We start from the raw sequence: 19,170 nt of genomic DNA on the forward strand, positions 1-19,170 counted from the left end.
AGGCGCGACAGGGGCGGCTGCCGTATCAGCAGGTAATACCTGCGCGAAGGCTACATCGCAGGGGACGATCATCAACAGCAATAAGAAAATAAATAAGAAATTTTTGAAAGAGTGTTGTCTTTCAGAAGCGAAAAGGGGACAATACATGTATACTTAAATTTTTGAATCTCTGTCCATGCCAGAGATGGATTGAACAATTTTTACTATGCTACTACCTAAGTAAACCTGTTTTGCAGCCATAAAGTTTTTGTCTTAACAGGATTAAAGCACATGCACAAACAATAGATACGGTTTCCAATCAGATAGTACGGCAAACCTTCGCATATTCTCCGCAATAGAAAACGAAACCTTATAGGTGCTAGATTTATACACAAACATCATAAATAATTGGCTTCCTTAGCTTGACTGCAGTCAGTGTGTAATGACGCTAAGTCTATTGAATAACTCGATTTTCTTTGGTTTTTCATTAAAATATCGAAACACCTTTAATTCTGCTAGCTGTTGTTGTGTAGGAGCGCTTTCACATGGCAGTAATCCATCATCTCATCATGAGGAAGAATAAATGGATGATTATCGTTTTTATATTTGTTATTTTATAAACAAAGTTGAGTCCAAAAAAATTATATTTACATAATGTTGTTTATGATGATTGAAAAATTTCTTCAAATGTTTGTTTAATGTTGTCAAATCAAAAAATACCATGCGCAAAATAACATGTATAGTAATAGCAATTACGCTTTTGAACACTTTTCTCGGGTTCGGTCAAGCTCAAGAGAAACATATCCTCTTCGATCAGGATATATTATCTGACAGCCTTAATACTACCATTACTTGCAAACGGACTTACGTCGAATTAGAGTCGGATAGTGCAGGCTTTCCAGATTTGACTATTTACAATTTCCTTTTTAATAATAATGACAGACAGTTCCGCAAGAGTGAAAAAAAGTTTTTAGGATTTCAGAATTTTTTTAAAACGGGACATGAATTACCTGCTGACGTACTGATTACAATAACACCTTTAACACGAGCCAATTTTGTTATTACAGACGTTACAGCATCTATTGCGAAGGGTGAAATCGAGCTTTTTCCACTGGATAGCCTGATAGCACATGCTTCATTGGATATTTTCCATTCGATCTATGCGCCAATGGGGGTATTTGAGTTTGACCCGCTACTGAAATTAAAAAGGACCGACTATAAACTGGTTGTGAAACGTAAAAACAAATACCATCTCATCGATAATGAAACACTTACCGAATGTTATTATATAGGTCAAGGTCCTATTGAATATTATCGGCCTAATGCTGCCGGAATATTTGCTGAAAGCAATAATTTCTCCAAAAAAATGTGTTTAAACGGAGGTAAGCTCAACATGATACAGGGTGCGGGCGCCTTAAAGGGAGGGATAATGAAAGACACCAGCATAACAATCGGGTTTGAAAAAAATCAAAAGATTCCGATCTACAGATTTTGGACATTATCTGTATTTCCCGATTTCACGAAACATTTGAAGATGGATGACGATACGGACTGGTACCCAATAGAAGGAATTGGCGACTTTGAATACTTTTGGAAAATCGGCATTATCAACGGCAATTTCTTGGATTTTTTCAAAAGGGCAAAAGTTAACTATATGCCAGATAAGCGCTTTAATAGTGAAAACGTGAACTTTTGGTACAGGACAAAAACAATCAATGGAAAAAAAATAGAGGATTTTTTCAAAGGAGAATATATTGACAAGGGCTTGATTAAACATTATATGTAATATTGCTTTGATCTCCAGCTCGATGTCTTTCGACACGCAGATATCAAAAAAGTTGGGTTCATAGCAATTATGATGGAGAATCGCTATCACCTTTTTAGACAGAATACCATGCGCAAAATAAGGATCTATCGATTATGTACAATACTCATTGTAGTCACTGGGAAAATAGCTCCAGCCCAAACTAGCTATCTGTTGTTTGATAAAGATAAGCTAACTGGCTATACGAAAGAAGGTGTTCCGTATAGATCATCCTATGTAGACATCTCGTCGTCGAAGAGTATGCCTAAGAATCTAACAATATATAATTACTTATTTAAAAGTGAAACTGGGAACGGTGTGCGTTTGGACAATAGAACTTTTTATAAAGGATGGAAAGATAGTCAAAGCAATTTAAATCGTTTTCCCAGCGATATTTTGATATCTATCACACCACTAACCAAGACTTATTTTAAAATGGTTGACGTTAGTAAAGAAGTAAAAGAGGGTAGCATTAGCTTCGATTCAAATACAGATTTGCTGAGCTGGGCGGTTAAAGATCTTTATTTTGCTATCTATTCGCCCCTCGGTATATTCGATCACAAAGAAGTGGTAAACACAAAGCGAACGGATATTCGTTTAGTCATCAAAGAGGCCAATAGGTATCTGCTAATTGACGATGAAACGTTAACAGAATTGTACTATTTGGATAATAGACCCGTTTCTCCTGTATTGAAAAATATGTGTAGCATAGTTATTGGTTCGGAAAACCACGGCAAGGCTGAGACCTTAGCAAAACTACGCAATTCCACCGGGAATAGTTGGGATCTTTATGGGAAGATATTAAAAGATACCACGATTAAAATGGTGTCGAAAGATAAGAAAACAATTCGTATTCAGCGTTTCTGGACGAATGGTTACGTTATACCGTTCACATCGCAAACCAAGAATCGGGGAATTAAGAAAGAGTGGTTTGTGAAAGATGGGATAGGAGATTTCGAGTTTCTGTGGGGAATAGGTGTTATTAACGGTAATTTTTTAGACTTTTTTATGGAAGCAAAGCCCAATTATTCACCAGATAAAAGTGTTGTCAAGATGTATAAGCTTAATTTTAAAACTAAGCGGATCAATGGTGTGCCTTTTGAAAAATTCCTTTCAAATCATTACTATCAAATTTTGTAAAAGTAGCTCAAGATGCGATGTCTCGAATTGTTAGCAACATAGATAAACTACCTCAAGGATTTTAAACACTTTTGATTCGAAATTAATATAGGGGCCGCGCAAAGACAGTTAGGCACGCAGCGTTAGTAAAGCTTTACGTGAATGTTTTCTTGAAATTTCAATATTATTTCTTAATTTGTCAACAGGTTCTTTATGTCAGATTGTTTTTATTGTTAAGGTAACATGTTGGCTATCTGTTTACTGAATAGTCCTTAATTATATTGAACGAAGAGTTTGTCAATTAAACTAATCATAGATTAATAAGATCTTTTTATGATGTCGTGGAGAAGTCTTTTTATTTCATTCATACTAATCCTTATTCTAAGTGCTTGTTCTAAAGAAAGTATCCCTACGGATGCTAATGAAGAAGTGCCGGTGAATCCGTTGCCGCAAAAATATGAAATAGTTAATATCGAATTTAACGGCGCCGCAGCTTCGGTGGAAGAATTTGTCCAAGTACGACCTAATACCACATATAATAATAATACCGATATTATATTAACTGTTAACATGGATCAAGCACCCTTATACGAAAGATCCACGTTTGTGCCGAATGACAGAGAACAGTACACATTAGTCGATTCGGCCAAACTGTTTCGCGTGCCATTACAGATTCACGATGCTGTTATCTCTTTTGGCGAGGAGAAATGGAAATACGCTAAGGGGGAAACAACATTGGAAACACGACTCAATTTTAAGGAATTGATTGAAATTGCCCCCAGGCAGCGCGTAATTATAGCGCAGTCTGTGATTTTCACGAAAATCAAGATGCCGTATATACTAACTATAAAAAATGTTGAAACTGAAAGTTTAGTTCGCATAGAAGGTGTATGGACTGGTGTTTATCCGCTGAAAGCAAAAACTTCAATCGATGCAAGCGATCTGTAGAATGGTTACTCACAACTAACAAACTCCATTTCAAACAATGTAAGTGTTCGATACGGATTTAATATTTTCTCGCTTTTTTTAAAACGGCATCTAGCGTGGATGGTAAGTATTACTTGACTATACAGTCTCTTTTATACCGCAGTAATCGAAACTAACGTTTTTAACAGCAGCATTTTAGACGGATAATAAAATGAATTTAGGGAGGCCTTCGTAGGCTTTTGCATCGAAAAATGGCTACGAATTTTGTTAGCTGGCTTAAGCATCGACAACCCCAAAAAATAATTCTTTTAGTCAGGCTAACAAATTGCATTTTTAATTGTCCTAAGGCTATACATAATTTCCTATGAAAAAAGAATCGGCTTTTACGCGTGTGGCTATTATCGGAGCTGGGCCCACGGCGTTGCTTCTGTTACGTAGATTGGTGGATATCTACCAAGGACAATTGGAAGTTATTATTTTTGAAAAAAGCAATCGGGTAGGCGCTGGTATGCCCTACAGCAAGCGTGGGGCCAATAATGAGCATATTACCAATATCTCTGGTAATGAGATCCCACGGGTGCTTGAGCCCTTGGAAGATTGGGTGAAGGGGCTAGATCAGGAAACCCTAGACCGCTTTGATATTTCTGCCACGCACTTTAACGCCTACAAGGCCTTGCCGCGGTTACTTTTTGGAAAGTACCTCGAAGCGCAATTTAAGCAAGTGCTGCAGGAAGCCAAACAACAAGGCATGCACATCGAACTCCAATTTAAAACGACGGTGCTGGATATACAGTATCACGCCAATAGAGGCGTAACCATCGTCTATCAGGGCGGCGAGCAGCAGGTTGATAAGGTGCTGATCTGCACGGGACACCACTGGCCAAAGAGGTTGGAAGGCCGGCAGCCGAATTGCTTTGATTCCCCTTATCCACCATTTAAACTGGCCAAGGCAACCAACTATAACGTAGCGATTCGAGGAGCCTCATTGACAGCCATCGATGCAGTGCGCACGCTAGCACGACACAATGGTTACTTCTATACCGACGGAGACGGCGTGCGTCAATTTGAGCTCAGCAGCGTTTCTCCGCGTTTTAAAATGACGATGCACTCCCGAAATGGGTTGTTGCCTGCCGTGCGCTTCCACCTGGAAGATCCGCAACTGGGGCGCAGTGCGTTACTCAGCAAAGAAGAGATCGATCAGCTGCTGATAGATAACGACGGCTTTATACCCTTAGACTATATGTATGAGCATGTCTTTTTGCAATCCATTCAAGATAAACATCCCGAGCTTTATGCATCGGTAAAGGGTTTGCGCATGGAGGAATTTGTGGCGAAGATGTTGGAACAGCGAGAGAAGGTTGATCCATTTGAGCTGCTGCAATGGGAATACGAGGAAGCAGCAAAATCAATAGAAAGCCGAGAGTCCGTCTATTGGAAAGAGATCTTGGCGGTGCTGAGCTTCGCGCTAAATTACCCGGCAAAATATTTTTCGGCGGAAGATATGCGTCGTCTTACAACCACCCTAAAACCGTTAATTAGTTTGATTATCGCATTCGTTCCACAGAAATCAGTAGAAGAGATTCTAGCCCTGCATCGCGCGGGTGTGCTGGATTTGGTTGATGTGGGGGATGACAGTCGGGTAGAGCCTAGCGGCGCGCGTGGCGTCGACTATTACTACACCGACGAGGATGGTAACGAAGTTAGCAAACACTTTCCGATGTTTGTGGATTGCGTCGGTCAGCCAGCATTGTCGTATGATGATTTTCCGTTTGCTGGTTTAAAAGCCAATAACACGGTGGTGCCCGCGCGGATCCGATTTGCCAACCCCGAACAGGGTAAGCACGCGCTGGAAAAAGGAACAAAGGGCATTCACAAAGGCGAAGATGATGCATATTACCTCTCGGTCCCTGGTATGGCTATTAACGACAGCTTTCAAGCTACGGATGCCTACGGAGGGGCAAATGCAGCTGTCTACCTACTTGCCGTGCCTTTTATTGGCGGTTACAATCCTGATTATTCCGGTTTAGATTTTGCCGAAGAAGCATCCTTACGTGTAGTGAAAGCAATGATGCTTTAGTGGTATTTAGTGCATGAAGTTAATACAAAAGCTGTAGATCTGGCGGGCAACAGCAGCCCGCCCAATGATAGGGTAGAAGAGCCGGATAGCTGTAGAAGTAGAGGATACGAGCTGCTGAAATGGAGAAATAATTTTCAAAACAAAAGCTTGTGCATTTTGTTTATTTGCAGATTTTACTTAGTCACTCTAACAATATTGTTTATGAAAAACCTAATCAACCTCCTCGTCACGGCGATCCTACTTGTTTCGTCCGCCTATCCTTTACGCGCTATAGCGCAACAAAAAGAAGATATCATCTTTTTGGCCGATGGCGAACAGAAAAAGGGCAAAGTGCTTTCCATCGATGAGCAGTCTATTAAATTTTCCTATACTGGGGAAGATGTACAATACGAGTTAAAAAAAGCCAGCGTCGCAAAGATCGTATTTGCAAATGGTCGAGAAGAAATGTTTACGAAAGAGAGTCAAGGGAATACGGCGCCTGCAATCTCATCAAGATCCGCAAGTAGCAGCACAGGCAACCTTTTGGCGGTGCTTCCTTTCGAGATAGCTAGTAACGATGCTGGCCTGGCAACAGATATCATGCGACGCGAGGTGCAGCAAGCCTGTGCGGATGCGATAAAGGCGCAAGCAAAAAGTATTAACGTGCAAGACCCGCGGAATACAAACGCGGCGTTAAGCAAAGCTGGCATTGGGCTTCACGATATCGCTAACCATACACCGGATGACCTTGCCGCAATGCTGGGTGTAGACTATGTAGTTTTGGGTGTATACGACATTGAAAACAAAGGGACCTCTACGTATGGTTCAGGCGTTGCTTCTTACGATAGCAAGCAAAAAGGGGATAAGCAGAAGGGAACTGCGGTACAGAGCAACAACAGTTTTACGCAGATAAATTACGATAGCAAAGTACAGATGGCGGTCTATAACAACCTTGGGGAGCAACTCTTTTCAGATACCAGAAGACCGTTTATCGGGAGCGTAGACTCATACAAAGGGGCGCTTAAAACCTTGGCTAAACGCATGCCGCTTAAGTAATGCTGCAAGTATTTACGCATGCATAGCTGTTTAAAAGCTATGCATGGTTTGTTGTTCGCCACTGGGCCAGCACGTGCTGATGATTCCCTCTGGGGCGGTTTCACTTTTGCTGATTAAAGACGGGTTGCCGGGATAGCGGCGGCCATCTTGTTGGTAGGATAGGTAAATATAGTTTTTTACCTTCCCAGACTCGTCGCGGTCAGCTTCCAGTGCTAGGTCGTGCCAGCTATTTGTTTTGTGCGCCACAACATATATCGGCGGTGTGGTAACTGTAAATTTAGTATGCAATGAATAGTTGCTATCAAGCAAGAAAAAAGTGCATCCGCCTGTTCCGCAGAAGTAGCGGCTTTCTGGTTTGACAAGGTATTCCGTATTGCCATCGCCATTCAGATCAACGGCGTAGAAGCTGAAACGGCGGTCTTCCGTCGTCATTGCGGGTAGGTCGGCTTGCAGCTCTTTCGTTAAAAATGTGCCAATATGCTTGGCGGTGGAGTCAGCTTCAACAGGCGTAGCAACTGCTTGCAAGGAATCTTCCTGTACAGTGGATGCGTTTTGCTCCTGTTTGCTCTGCCCCGCACAGCCACAGCAGAGAAGTAAAACCGTTAGGAAATGTGAATAGTTTCGTCTCATTACAAATTTAATTTAAGGTGTAAATACTGTCATAGAAACACGTTGTTGTAATCAAAAATCGCGCATCTTGCATGCGAATTGATATACGACGCAAATATATTGAAACTTTCGGAAAGCAGGCGTAACTGCATTTGCGATTATTTTCTTGTTAAAGCGACGAACTATCGATACTTTTGAAGAGGCTTGCGAGACTTGGCTTTACATGAAAAGGATTGATTGATCTTGATATTTAAATAACAACTGTAGTTTTGTTGTTTAATTGGCGATATTAGATTGGCAATAGCGTAGTGTGACAAGCACTGCTTTGTATAGTGCATGCAAAGATTTAGCCTACTGCTTAAATAGGAAATTAAAAAGAGGACACTCCCGTTTAAAAATTTGACGATAACTAACCCACTATGAGTAAAAGAAGCATTTGGGGATTTCTTCTCCTCTGCGTACTGGCGACGCAATCGTGTATAAAAGACGCTCCATTAAATCCGGAAGCTGATATCGAAACATTTGAGATAGCTGCAACGCAGTTAACCGGTGATGTTTTTATCGATCAAATCAACCGTACAATCACCTTAAATCTGACAAAAGAAGCCTATGAAAACGGTGTCTCGCCTACGTTGACGCTTTCCACAGGAGCCAGCGTTTCACCAGCATCCGGCACATTGATCAGCTTAGCGGGCGAAGACGTCAGCTATGAAGTCACCTCTGCTTCTGGTGAAAACAAAAAAATCTACACCGTGAAGGTTCTGAATGTTGGCAATTGGAGTTTTGATTTCGAAAACTGGCAAACACACCCTACAGATATGTATGGATTTCCAGTGGAAGAAAATGGCGTACAACTTTGGTCTTCCGGCAATCCGGGTGTGGCGCTATCAGGCGTTCCTGCGCGCCCAGATGCGTACCCGACGAGGTCCACGAGTGATGGCTATTTGGGTACTAGAGCTGCAGAAATGGTGACCATTAAGGGGACAGTGCTTTCCGAATTTATTGGTATTAGGCTATTTGCCGGCTCGCTGTTTCTAGGCAATTTCAACGCCTCGCAAGCGCTGCTCAACCCTTTGGCGGCTACGGAATTTGGCGAACCCTACATCGGACTTCCTGATCGCTTTACGGGCTACTATAAATATGCAGCTGGCCCGGAGTTTATCAACCGCGAAGGGCAGGTACAACCCGGAGTGAAAGACCAATGCACCATTTATGCGGTACTGTATAGTGGGACGACAAGACTGAACGCCTCCAATATTATGACTTCAGACAGGGTAATTGCACGCGCAGAATTACCGGATGGCAACGATAAAGCCGACTTTACAAAGTTTGATATTCCTTTTGTCTACAGAGAAGGCGCATCAACAGACGGTAATATGATGATGGCTATTGTCGCCTCATCAAGCGCGCAGGGAGATAGCTACATGGGGGCGATAGGATCCCGGCTGGTAGTAGATAGTTTAACCATAGTACCGAAATTATAATGATGAAACGAGTTTTAGGAATTGCCCTGTGTTTGCTCATATGCCGCATTGGCGCAAACGCCCAACAGATAGACCCAGCAAAACGATTGAAGCATTATGCTACAGTAGGCTATAATCTGGGTGCAACTGCACCTTTTGGCTTGCCGAATACCATACGCGAAATAAAAAGCTATTCGCCACTTTTTACGCCGTCCGTCGGCTACGAAGCCACCTACGATCTTTCGTCGCGCTGGCTGCTTGGTGCAGCACTTCGCCTGGATTATAAAGGAATGCGTGTAACCGATAGCGTGCAGTATTTTCGTACACAAATTACGGTAGGCGATGGCGGTGCGGACGGCGGCGTCTTCGAAGGTGACTTTACAGGTACAAACGCTACGAAGGCAAATAACGCCTACCTGACATTACCTATATACGCAGGCTATCGTGCGGCAAAATGGGATTTCAAGCTCGGCATGTATGTAGCGGTATTGCTTTCTTCTCAATTCGAAGGGAGTGTGTCAGATGGATACATCAGAAAGGGCGGGTCATTGGGCGAAAAGGTTTTGATAGACTATGCCACATTTGATTTTGCGGATAAAGTAAGATCTTACGATCTCGGTGCCCATGCGGCCATAGAGCGAAGCATAACGGAGAGATGGAAAGTGGGCCTTACCGGACAGCTTGGCTTCGTGCCGCTCTTCCCATCCTCGTTTAGGGGCGTGGGCTATAACCTGCATAATATGTATGTAACGGTAGGCGCGGCATACCGGGTTTGGTAAATTGACGAGTAGGAACATGCGGCACCTTTATTAGTGTTGAGATACTGTAATTGTACCGTTATAGCCCGTAAACTAAGGCAGTTATAACGTTGTGCACAACAGTATAGCTGCCTTAATGCATAAAATCTACATTTGTTTTTTTGATTAAAACCGACGTTTTTGTATCTTTGGCCATCATTGTTTGATCAACTAAACATCTTTTGAGGGCAATTTTTACATACTTTTTATTAGCAGCATTGACTTTGCAGTCCTTTTACCGCATCGTTATGACTATAGATTATCAATTGCATTTGCCCGATTACCTCGCTAAGTGTATAAACCTCGACAAGCCACAATTGCACTGTGATGGGCAGTGTGCCTTGATGCAAAAAATTAAGGAAAGCGAGAAGAAGCAAGCCCAAAAGAACTTGCAGATCTACCAATTTAATGCCTTTTACCTGCACAATGACTTTTCTGTTTTTGATCTAGACAACGCCGAAGAGCGCTTGTCTGTCGATCATTTTTCCCGTGAACATTCTTCTTACGTATTTACATACAACACATTCCTCTTCCGTCCGCCCATCTCTTCAGAAAATCTATTGCGGAAGCAAGCTTAACAATCCTTGCCTACATTTTCTATTATTATCGTAAGCCATGCGAGCCTTTGCACAAGCAAGTCTTTTTCTGCGTGATTATCGATACGGTTTTGATGGCCGCACCCGGCCTAAGCGTTGGTGCTAGTAGAAATAATAAGGGCTGAGACGGTTTAGAAAAGTACGACCTCAACAGAATGGCGAAAAGGAAAAACGGAGATGAGCCAATCTCGCGCTATAGATCCAGATCCTTCGTCGTCTTTTCTAAGCATCGATTTTTAATAGGCGTACTCTTTTTACACGGCGCTAGGACAATGCGGCTTTAGGCTTCCGGCACAACATCATCATCATACAAACCACACTATTTTACGACGTATTTTTTCATTGATGAAAGCTACACTATGTTGCATGCTTGTGCTAGGCTTGCTTATCGCATCTTGCACAAAAGACAAAACAGATTACGAAGCTGAGCGCGACGACAGCGTTGTCGAACATGTCGATTTTAAAGAAGCGGCGACTATCGACAGTAACGGCTACAGCATCCGCATTGAGGCGCTGAACGGCACATTTTACAAAGGCTACAACCCGATTCGCCTAAAGGTGACAGGCGGGGGGGCTAATGGCAATGCCAACGTTTCCGCGGCGACCTTCTTGCCTATAAAGCTGTCTTCCACGGGCAGCGAAACATCCTGTCCGCATCAACATCATTTATCTTATCAGCCGGAGGATGCCTATTTTTCGGGGTATTGCGTGTTCACAGAGGCTACAACGAACGCAGGTGTTTGGGAACTTCAGATCAGTTTTGCCATAGACGGCAAAATGATCACTGCGCGCCAAGCCATTAGCGTACAACCGCAGACAAATAAAAATTTAAATATGACGACCTTTACGGGTAGCGACAATGAGCAATATATTATAGCACTCATAGCGCCGCAAAAACCGACGGTGTCGGAAAACGAATTGCTCGCGGGGATCTACAAATTCAATAAAGCTAGCGAGCCGACAGACAATCCGCTAGCAGCTGCCTACGTACCGGTAACAGGGTATACGTTGCAGCTCGACCCTAGAATGCCGGAGCCGTCGATGGGTAACCATTCCTCGCCAAATAACAAAGACCTTGTGCAAGATGCCGCCGGGCATTATCGGGGCGTCGTCAATTACACCATGACGGGCAACTGGACCTTAAATTTCATCATGCAAAACAATAATGGGCAAATTGTAAAAGGCACGGTCGTGCCGGATGACTTTACGCCGGGCGTGATGGGGGTGAAGAGCGAACTACATATAGACATCCTATTCTAATGCTGATGAAGAAACTAACCTTTAGTTCACTCCTTTTTATAATATACATGAACGGCAGCGCACAGCATCAGGAAACGGATAGCACAAAGCATATTGAAGCCGTCACCGTAAGTGGCAAGGGAAAAAAGCGGATGGAAACGGATATGAAAATGTCGGTTTCGGTAGACGAGTTTTTAGCCTCCTCGGAAAGCATCAGTTTTATCAAGCGGGGTGCCTATGCCTGGGAACCATTGCTGAATAACATGGGTATGGAGCGCGCCAACCTCACTATCGATGGTATGCATGTTTTCGGTGCTTGTACGGACAAGATGGATCCCATCACCTCTTATGTAGAAAGCAACAACCTGGCGGCCGTGGATATCAGTTCCGGACAGTCAGGAAATATGCATGGAGCAACTGTAGGGGGCAGTATCGATCTTCGGCGACGCAGCACGTCCTTTGCCGAGCGGGCGACCTGGTCGGGCGCTTATCAAGCGGGCATGGAGTTTAACAACAAACAGCTGTATAACCTGGGCAATGTCTCTTTTGCCAATCAACGTTTTGTGTTTGACGGAAGCGCTTCTTTTCGGAAAGCAGGTAACTACAGCGACGGCCTGGGCAATGTGGTAAACCATTCCCAATACAATAAGTTTAACAGCGCTGTGGGCATGGCTTATAAAACAGGGCGATTATCGTCGGTGCGGGTAGATGCTATTTTTGACCGCGCAAAGGATGTAGGCTTTCCCGCACTCCCTATGGATCTGTGGCTTTCCCGTGCGTTGATTACGTCGGCGGCTTATAAACAGCTGTTTGAGGGTGGGGTAGTGAAAGCTTGGGACTCTAAAATATATTACAATGCTGTGGAGCATTACATGGATGATACCACGCGCCCGGAAAATCTAGTGCATATGGATATGCCGGGCTGGAGCACCACCTATGGACTATTGAGTAACCTACAGCTTCAACGCGGCCGCTATTCTGCAGAACTACAGCTCAATATGTATGAAAACCTGTCTATCGCAGAGATGCGAATGTATCCACAAGACCGCAGTAACCAAACCATGTTTGCCTACAGCTGGCCCTGGGTGACTACCCGCTACGGGGGCTTATCGCTCAATAATAACTGGGCGCTTTCTGATAAAAGTCAGGTGAACCTCGGCGGGTCGTTGGGCCTGCATAACAACCACGCGAAATATGTGGAGTTCAATTGGATCTTCCATCCCGATGCGCCGCAAGAAAGAACGAGGGTATTGCCTAGCATACACGCTAGCTATCAGCTACAGCTTAAAAATATCCATCTGTCTGCCGGAACGGGATATGGACAGCGCGCGCCATCCGTTTCCGAAGGATATGGCTATTATATCTACAACAGCTTCGACCGCTACGACTATATCGGCAACCCCAACTTAGCCAATGAGGTATCTTATGAGCTGAATGGTAGTGTAGGGTATAGAAAGGAAAAATTTGGGATTGATGTAAAGGCCAACTATTTCCATATCGACCAGTATATTATTGGCCGAATTTTAAGCCTGGGTAGCCCGATGAATTACCAATCGGTAGGGGTAAAGGGGTACACGTCGTTGGATTATGCGACGTTGTTCAATCTATCGCTAAAGGGAGATTACCATCTATCGCATAACCTGCATTGGGATGGACTGCTGACCTATGCCCGGGGACAGGATGAACGCGGAGGAAACTTGCCCTTTATACGCCCTTTGAGCTACCAAACGGCGCTGCATTATTCGCGGAAAAATTTAGGCATACAGACTTCCCTAAATGGAGATTTGGCGCAGGTGCATTTCAGTCCTGAGTTTGGCGAAGATCGCACAGCTGCATACAACATCTGGAACATCTCTGCGGATTATCGCTTTGTGTTCAAACCCTGTACCGCAACTATTCAGGTAGGGGTGGAAAATATAGGAAATGAATATTACAGTACCTATGCTGATTGGGGAAACATCCCCCGGATGGGGCGGAATATATTCACCTCGCTGAAGGTGGCTTTTTAATGAGCGCAGCTCCATTTTGATATAATTATTAAAAAAAATAATCTGAAACAATTAAACAAAAACATGAAAAATTTAAAAAACTACCTCACCTTATCTGTATGTACACTCGCTTTGGCTGCGTGCAGCAAAAATGAAGACAACCCGGTTGCGAACAACTTGGAATTACAATTTAATAACACCTTTAAAGAGCAGACCATTGTTTTAGGTGGCGCCAATGCGTCATCAGCCACAAAAAACACGTCTGCACAGGGGCAGGTACACCATTTCTCCGAGCTGAAATATGTCCTAAGTAACATCCGGTTAATTAAAGCAGATGGGGGCGAGATTCCCTACAATATAAACGACCTCGACAAAGGCGCTACGGTTATTGATCAAGCTAAAGCGAGTACCTTGCGCTATGTGCTGAGCAATGTGCCGGCAGGGGCCTACAAGCAGCTGAAATTTGGCTTGGGCGTGAAGACCGAGTTAAATACGCTGGATCAGCTTCGCTTTCCTGCCTTTTACAACACAGCAGGAGCAAACGACACCAAGATGATGTGGGAATGGGGAACAGGCTACCGCTTTACGAAGATAGAAGGGTTTTACGATACGGATAGTAAACCGCTTTCCATCCATACGGGAAGTACGGTGGCGGGTTCCGAGGGCAACCAAACGCAAGGGGTTGACGCTTATCGCGAGATCACCTTGGATCTAGCTACGCAAGCGCAGGTAGGCGCGACTGCTCCCCGCATCACGATAAAGGCGGATTTTGACAAGTTGCTGAGCGGAAAGACCAATACCATTACCTTGTCTACAGGTACCAGCCAAAGTGATAACGCCACACCGAACATTCACACTGCGGTGCAGATGCTGAAATTTGTGGACAATCTGGGAGGCAATGGTGTAAATGATCTATCGGGTATTTTCTCCGTAAGCCAGGTGGAGAATTAGTTAAGTACAACGAGCTTGTCTGCGCAGCAAGAAATTCCCGGTTCGGGTCGATCGATGTTTGTTCAGACAAGTTCGTTTTTTTTAAAAATATAACGATGCTGTGTAGCTTAAAAAGTAGCTTGGGAATGATGACTGCTATCATCTTGTTTTGCAGTTGTGAAAAGCAGGAGGAAGAAGGGACATTTCAATTTGATAATCCAGAGCTGGCCTTTGAACTTCCGGCCGGTTTTCCGGCATTGAATAACGCATTTTACGCCAATAAGCCCACGCAATATGCTGTAGAACTGGGCGAGCGTTTATTCAATGAACCCAAGTTCAGCGGCAACAACACCATTTCCTGCGGAAGCTGCCATAATCCGAATCATGCTTTCGCCGATAATAAACCCAGGGCGATTGGCATTAACGATCGGGTAGGGCTGCGTAATACGCCGCCGATACAGAACATGGCTTTTATGCAGTTTTACAACTGGGACGGAAATATTCTAGAATTGGAAAAACAACCGTTGGTGCCCATTATCACCCACGAAGAAATGAATTCGTCCATTCTGGAAGTGATTGCTAAACTGGAGCAGGTACCGGCATACCGCGATTTGTTTTGGAAGGCCTTTGGAGATCCAGAAATTACGCCTGAAAGAATTTATCGAAGCATAGCACAATATGAATACACGCTTGTCTCGGCCAATAGTAAGTATGACCGGATAAAACGGCAGGAAGGCGAACAGTTTACGGAAACGGAAGCGGAAGGCTACCGCCTATTTCAGCAGAAATGCGCAAGTTGCCATGCAACGGAATTGTTTACCGACCAAAGCTTTCGCAATGTTGGTTTCCCAGCTAATAGCGACACGCAGGAGGCTGGCCGTGCACGTGTCACCGGCTTGCCGGCCGACTATATGCAGTTCCGGGTGCCCTCTTTACGAAACATTGTGTACACGGCGCCCTATGGCAGCTTTGGGCAGTTTGCGACCTTGCGCGATGTATTGGACTACTTTGATAAGGGCGTGTCGGACGCAGCGAATCTGGATCCACTTTTAAAGGCGAACGGCAATCGTATTCCGCTCAACGAAAACGAGAAAGAGGCCATACTATCCTTTTTGGAAACCTTAAGTGATGAGGAGTTTGTCGGCCAATAGTGCCATAGCAGTGATCAACTCTGTACGTTCGTTATAACCGCTCCCTGCCTACATTGTGTTTAAACACACATTTTTCTAAAATTCCAAATAATCCAAACTTCTAAAGCGCAGAGCTGTTTGTAATTATATAGCCGTGCTGTACTAGCCTACAAGATTTGCGCGGGCAAATCTCGGTTAAAAACCAGTTGTAATGAACAAAAATAAAAATATGCTTATCTTTTAATTGTATGAATGAAGATCAAAGATACCAAGCTATTGCGGATTATGGGATCATAGGAAATATGCAAACCTGTGCTTTAGTAGGAATGAATGGTTCCATCGATTTTTTGTGTGGGCCACGTTTCGATTCGCCCAGTGTTTTTGCGCGTTTGCTTGACCATGATGGCGGAGGATTTTTCCAAATTGTACCACAGATGGAAAATGTGACGACCAAGCAGCTGTACCTACCGGAAACGGCTGTGTTGATCACGCGCTTTTTCTCTGAACAAGGAATCGTCGAAATTACCGATTACATGCCTGTAAACAACGATGCAGGACATGGTTGTAATTCTATTGTTCGAAAAATAAAATCTATCCGCGGGGATGTCACTTGCAGCATGAAATTGCAAGCACGCTTTGGTTATGCGGCAGAAAAACATATAATAAAAGACGAAGAAGATACTTTTATTTTCAAAACGGAAGGATCTGAAACCGAAAATATGCGGCTCCAAGCCAGCTTCGATGTGCATATAGACGGCGACGATTTGTATGCTGAATTTGCGCTTAAAGAATCTGAAAGAGCGTTTGTCGTTTTAGAATTAGAGTCAAATGGGGCCACAAACTTCAATGACATATCGTATTACACGAAGCAGACTTATTTCGATACCATCGCTTTTTGGCGAAACTGGATAAATAAGTCGACCTACCAAGGTCGTTGGAAGGAGGTCGTGCAACGCTCCGCTATTACGCTTAAATTGCTGACCTCGGCAAAATATGGTTCGGTGGTAGCCGCAGCGACTTTTGGCTTGCCGGAAGAACTTGGCGGCGATCGAAACTGGGACTACCGTTATACCTGGATCCGCGATGCCGCATTTACAATGTATGCCTTCCTCAAACTTGGGTTTGCCCATGAAGCTTCTCAATTTCTGAATTGGATTATCGAGCAAGATAAAAACCGTGATCTTCATTTGCTGTATAAGATAGATGGCGAATGGGATATGGAAGAGAAGATTCTGTCGCACTTCGAAGGCTACATGGGCTCAGCACCAGTTCGTATAGGGAACGAGGCGAATAATCAGCTTCAGCTTGATATTTATGGCGAACTACTGGATACAATATACATTTATAACAAGTATCATCAGCCGATTACCTTCGAGCTTTGGGAAATCATCTGCAAAGAGATTGACATTGTGATCAAGCGCTGGCAAGAACCTGATCACGGGATCTGGGAAATTAGAAACGAGGAGCAAGAGTTTTTGCATTCGCGCCTAATGTGTTGGGTGGCCATGGATAGGGCAATTAAAATAGGCGAGCATCGTTCGTTTCCTTTTCCGGTACAAGAATGGATCGAAACGCGTAATGCTATCTATGAAGATATTTTTGAAAACTTCTGGAATGAGGATAAGCAGGCTTGGTGCCAGTTTAAAAAGGACGGAAAAGTATCGGACACGATGGATGGGAGTGTGCTGTTGATGCCGCTTTTGCACTTCGTAACGCCGGAAGAGCCGCGGTGGATAAAGACAATGGAGGCTGTAGATAAGGATTTGCGTCTCGACGTATTGGTGTATCGGTATAATAACCATGAATCAGAATTGGATGGATTAGAGGGCGAAGAAGGTACATTTACGATGTGTTCGTTTTGGTATATCGAATGTTTGGCAAAAGGAGGACGTATCGAAGAGGCTGTAGAGAATTTTGCAAAAATGATTGGCTATGCAAACCATCTTGGTCTTTTCGCTGAACAGATTAGCAAGAAAGGTGAGCATTTAGGAAATTTCCCCCAGGCATTCACACATTTGGGATTGATTAGTGCTGCGTTAGAGCTGGATAAGCAGTTATCAAGAAAAGGAAGATAATACAGTGTTTGATTTTGAATAATAGTTGATATGGAAAAGAAACTTTGGGGCCACGTGGCCATCGTTACCGGTGCCGGGCAGGGCATAGGCTTTGAGATCGCCCGTTTGTTGATAGAAAACGGTGCAAAAGTTGTGTTAAATAGCTACCATAAGGAGTCGAATGACGACGCAGTAGCAAAACTAAACGCGATTATCCCAGGTTGTTGTGTTGGTTTGCCTGGGGATTCCTCAGACCGCAAGCTGATCAAGGAAATGGTAGATCTGGCTGTTAACAATTTCGGACGGCTCACGCTAACAGTAGCCAATACAGGTGTTACCATTCCCGGCGATTTCTTCTCCTATAAGGAGGAGGATTTCCAAAAAACGCTAGATATCAATTTAAAAGGCACATTTTTCCTTGTTCAGGCTGCTGCCCTGCAGATGCGTGAACAGAAAGATGGAGGTAGCATCGTGTTGATGTCATCAGTAAATGGTGAGCAAGCAAACAAGCACCTTGGAACGTATGCCATGACGAAGGCGGCGATCAATATGCTTGCTAAAAATCTTGTTGTTGAGCTATCGCCCTATAATATCCGCATCAACTGCGTATCGCCAGGAGCTACTTTTACAGAAAGAACGATAGAAGACGAGCAATATGAAGAAGCTTGGTCTGAGGTGACGCCTTTAGGCAAAGTGGCTCATCCGCGGGATATTGCCTACGCGACAACCTTCCTGCTTTCAGAAGAAGCACGACACATCACAGGACAAAATCTTGTCGTGGATGGCGGCTGGACGTCGATCAGTCCGGCACCGGAGGGGGATACTATTTAGAGTATTGCGTAATGCGTAGTGCGTAGTGAGAAATTAGAAAAGATACTACAATGCACCGTCCTTAATTAAACGAAATGTCGCATTTGAAGGAGTATTGCGTAATGCGTATTGAGTAATGCGAGAAGTTTTAGGTTCCCAATGCGTTATCGCTTCTTCCCATTATTAAACGAAATGTCGCATTTGAAAGAGTATTGCGTAATGCGTAGTGCGTAGTGAGAAATTAGAAAAGATACTACAATGCACCGTCCTTTATTAAACGACATGTCGCATTTGAAGGAGTATTGCGTAATGCGTATTGAGTAATGCGTATTGAGTAATGCGAGAAGTTTTAGGTTCCCAATGCGTTATCGCTTCTTCCCAATATTAAACGAAATGTCGCATCGAAAGCTTTGCAATATGTAGACATTTGCCATTGCACAAACCCTCCCTGCAAAGGTTTCAAGCGACGGGGTTTTGAATACTTTTGCCCTTCAAAAGTATTTGCCCTGCCGCGGCATGCGGCGGAAGGGTCTGAGCGATGGAATTGGTATTGAGTATTGTGTAGTGCGTAATGCGAAAGGTATTCTATTTATATCGCTTCTTCCCATTATTG

Annotated in this window: 15 protein-coding genes; 14 read left to right on the top strand and 1 reads right to left on the bottom strand. The window is 43.8% G+C overall.

Going from position 1 to position 19,170, the window contains the following annotated elements:
- Window positions 1-700: 700 nt before the first annotated feature.
- The 5 genes from DI53_RS16675 to DI53_RS16695 all read left to right on the top strand — a co-directional run bounded on the left by DI53_RS16675 (window position 701) and on the right by DI53_RS16695 (window position 6,941).
- Complete coding sequence (locus DI53_RS16675; RefSeq protein ID WP_037502436.1) at window positions 701-1,765, top strand: hypothetical protein; 1,065 nt, start codon at window positions 701-703, stop codon at window positions 1,763-1,765.
- A 108-nt stretch (window positions 1,766-1,873) separates the two neighbouring features.
- Window positions 1,874-2,923 (top strand): hypothetical protein, encoded by a 1,050-nt coding sequence (locus tag DI53_RS16680; RefSeq protein WP_037502439.1) that lies wholly within the window; start codon window positions 1,874-1,876, stop codon window positions 2,921-2,923.
- A gap of 312 nt (window positions 2,924-3,235) precedes the next feature.
- Window positions 3,236-3,850 carry a hypothetical protein gene (locus DI53_RS16685; RefSeq protein WP_037502442.1) on the top strand — a complete coding sequence of 205 codons (615 nt, stop codon included), beginning with the start codon at window positions 3,236-3,238 and terminating at the stop codon, window positions 3,848-3,850.
- A gap of 343 nt (window positions 3,851-4,193) precedes the next feature.
- Window positions 4,194-5,906, top strand: a complete 1,713-nt coding sequence (locus DI53_RS16690; RefSeq protein WP_037502445.1) for an FAD/NAD(P)-binding protein — start codon at window positions 4,194-4,196, stop codon at window positions 5,904-5,906.
- A 201-nt stretch (window positions 5,907-6,107) separates the two neighbouring features.
- Window positions 6,108-6,941 carry a hypothetical protein gene (locus tag DI53_RS16695; RefSeq protein WP_037502448.1) on the top strand — a complete coding sequence of 278 codons (834 nt, stop codon included), beginning with the start codon at window positions 6,108-6,110 and terminating at the stop codon, window positions 6,939-6,941.
- A gap of 30 nt (window positions 6,942-6,971) precedes the next feature.
- Here the strand turns inward: DI53_RS16695 and DI53_RS19750 are convergent, their stop codons facing one another.
- Window positions 6,972-7,571 carry a hypothetical protein gene (locus tag DI53_RS19750; protein ID WP_052072507.1) on the bottom strand — a complete coding sequence of 200 codons (600 nt, stop codon included), beginning with the start codon at window positions 7,569-7,571 and terminating at the stop codon, window positions 6,972-6,974.
- Window positions 7,572-7,969: 398 nt separating this feature from the next.
- Here DI53_RS19750 and DI53_RS16705 point away from each other — a divergent pair, with 398 nt between their 5' ends.
- From DI53_RS16705 to DI53_RS16745, 9 genes are all read left to right on the top strand, one after another.
- Window positions 7,970-9,034, top strand: a complete 1,065-nt coding sequence (locus DI53_RS16705) for a PCMD domain-containing protein (protein ID WP_037502451.1) — start codon at window positions 7,970-7,972, stop codon at window positions 9,032-9,034.
- Window positions 9,034-9,792: an outer membrane beta-barrel protein gene (locus DI53_RS16710; RefSeq protein WP_052072508.1), complete on the top strand. Its 759-nt coding sequence runs from the start codon at window positions 9,034-9,036 to the stop codon at window positions 9,790-9,792. Before DI53_RS16705 ends, DI53_RS16710 begins: the two co-directional genes overlap by 1 nt.
- A 266-nt stretch (window positions 9,793-10,058) precedes the next feature.
- On the top strand, window positions 10,059-10,388 hold the full coding sequence (locus DI53_RS19755; protein WP_052072509.1) for a hypothetical protein: 330 nt from the start codon (window positions 10,059-10,061) through the stop codon (window positions 10,386-10,388).
- A gap of 363 nt (window positions 10,389-10,751) precedes the next feature.
- A complete protein-coding gene (locus tag DI53_RS16720) occupies window positions 10,752-11,666 on the top strand; it encodes a hypothetical protein (protein WP_037502453.1) in 915 nt (304 codons plus the stop codon).
- A gap of 5 nt (window positions 11,667-11,671) precedes the next feature.
- The gene (locus DI53_RS16725; protein WP_037502474.1) at window positions 11,672-13,654 is read left to right on the top strand and encodes a TonB-dependent receptor plug domain-containing protein; all 1,983 of its coding nucleotides are present in this window, start codon (window positions 11,672-11,674) and stop codon (window positions 13,652-13,654) included.
- Between the two features lie 63 nt (window positions 13,655-13,717).
- The gene (locus DI53_RS16730; RefSeq protein WP_037502455.1) at window positions 13,718-14,584 is read left to right on the top strand and encodes an MbnP family protein; all 867 of its coding nucleotides are present in this window, start codon (window positions 13,718-13,720) and stop codon (window positions 14,582-14,584) included.
- 125 nt (window positions 14,585-14,709) lie between these two features.
- The gene (locus tag DI53_RS16735) at window positions 14,710-15,714 is read left to right on the top strand and encodes a cytochrome-c peroxidase (protein WP_081939486.1); all 1,005 of its coding nucleotides are present in this window, start codon (window positions 14,710-14,712) and stop codon (window positions 15,712-15,714) included.
- A gap of 227 nt (window positions 15,715-15,941) precedes the next feature.
- Window positions 15,942-17,768, top strand: coding sequence for a glycoside hydrolase family 15 protein (locus DI53_RS16740; protein ID WP_037502461.1), 1,827 nt, complete (start codon window positions 15,942-15,944; stop codon window positions 17,766-17,768).
- A gap of 30 nt (window positions 17,769-17,798) precedes the next feature.
- Window positions 17,799-18,578, top strand: a complete 780-nt coding sequence (locus DI53_RS16745; RefSeq protein ID WP_037502464.1) for an SDR family NAD(P)-dependent oxidoreductase — start codon at window positions 17,799-17,801, stop codon at window positions 18,576-18,578.
- Window positions 18,579-19,170 lie beyond the last annotated feature (592 nt).

The sequence above is a fragment of the Sphingobacterium deserti genome (genome assembly GCF_000757725.1).
In the GTDB taxonomy this organism is placed as follows: domain Bacteria; phylum Bacteroidota; class Bacteroidia; order Sphingobacteriales; family Sphingobacteriaceae; genus Sphingobacterium; species Sphingobacterium deserti.

Bases quoted from the DNA above. Each gene is read 5' to 3' on its own strand.
- DI53_RS16675 (WP_037502436.1), top strand. From the start codon at position 701: ATGCGCAAAATAACATGTATAGTAATAGCAATTACGCTTTTGAACACT.
- DI53_RS16680 (WP_037502439.1), top strand. From the start codon at position 1,874: ATGCGCAAAATAAGGATCTATCGATTATGTACAATACTCATTGTAGTC.
- DI53_RS16685 (WP_037502442.1), top strand. From the start codon at position 3,236: ATGATGTCGTGGAGAAGTCTTTTTATTTCATTCATACTAATCCTTATT.
- DI53_RS16690 (WP_037502445.1), top strand. From the start codon at position 4,194: ATGAAAAAAGAATCGGCTTTTACGCGTGTGGCTATTATCGGAGCTGGG.
- DI53_RS16695 (WP_037502448.1), top strand. From the start codon at position 6,108: ATGAAAAACCTAATCAACCTCCTCGTCACGGCGATCCTACTTGTTTCG.
- DI53_RS19750 (WP_052072507.1), bottom strand. From the start codon at position 7,571: ATGAGACGAAACTATTCACATTTCCTAACGGTTTTACTTCTCTGCTGT.
- DI53_RS16705 (WP_037502451.1), top strand. From the start codon at position 7,970: ATGAGTAAAAGAAGCATTTGGGGATTTCTTCTCCTCTGCGTACTGGCG.
- DI53_RS16710 (WP_052072508.1), top strand. From the start codon at position 9,034: ATGATGAAACGAGTTTTAGGAATTGCCCTGTGTTTGCTCATATGCCGC.
- DI53_RS19755 (WP_052072509.1), top strand. From the start codon at position 10,059: ATGACTATAGATTATCAATTGCATTTGCCCGATTACCTCGCTAAGTGT.
- DI53_RS16720 (WP_037502453.1), top strand. From the start codon at position 10,752: ATGAAAGCTACACTATGTTGCATGCTTGTGCTAGGCTTGCTTATCGCA.
- DI53_RS16725 (WP_037502474.1), top strand. From the start codon at position 11,672: ATGAAGAAACTAACCTTTAGTTCACTCCTTTTTATAATATACATGAAC.
- DI53_RS16730 (WP_037502455.1), top strand. From the start codon at position 13,718: ATGAAAAATTTAAAAAACTACCTCACCTTATCTGTATGTACACTCGCT.
- DI53_RS16735 (WP_081939486.1), top strand. From the start codon at position 14,710: ATGATGACTGCTATCATCTTGTTTTGCAGTTGTGAAAAGCAGGAGGAA.
- DI53_RS16740 (WP_037502461.1), top strand. From the start codon at position 15,942: ATGAATGAAGATCAAAGATACCAAGCTATTGCGGATTATGGGATCATA.
- DI53_RS16745 (WP_037502464.1), top strand. From the start codon at position 17,799: ATGGAAAAGAAACTTTGGGGCCACGTGGCCATCGTTACCGGTGCCGGG.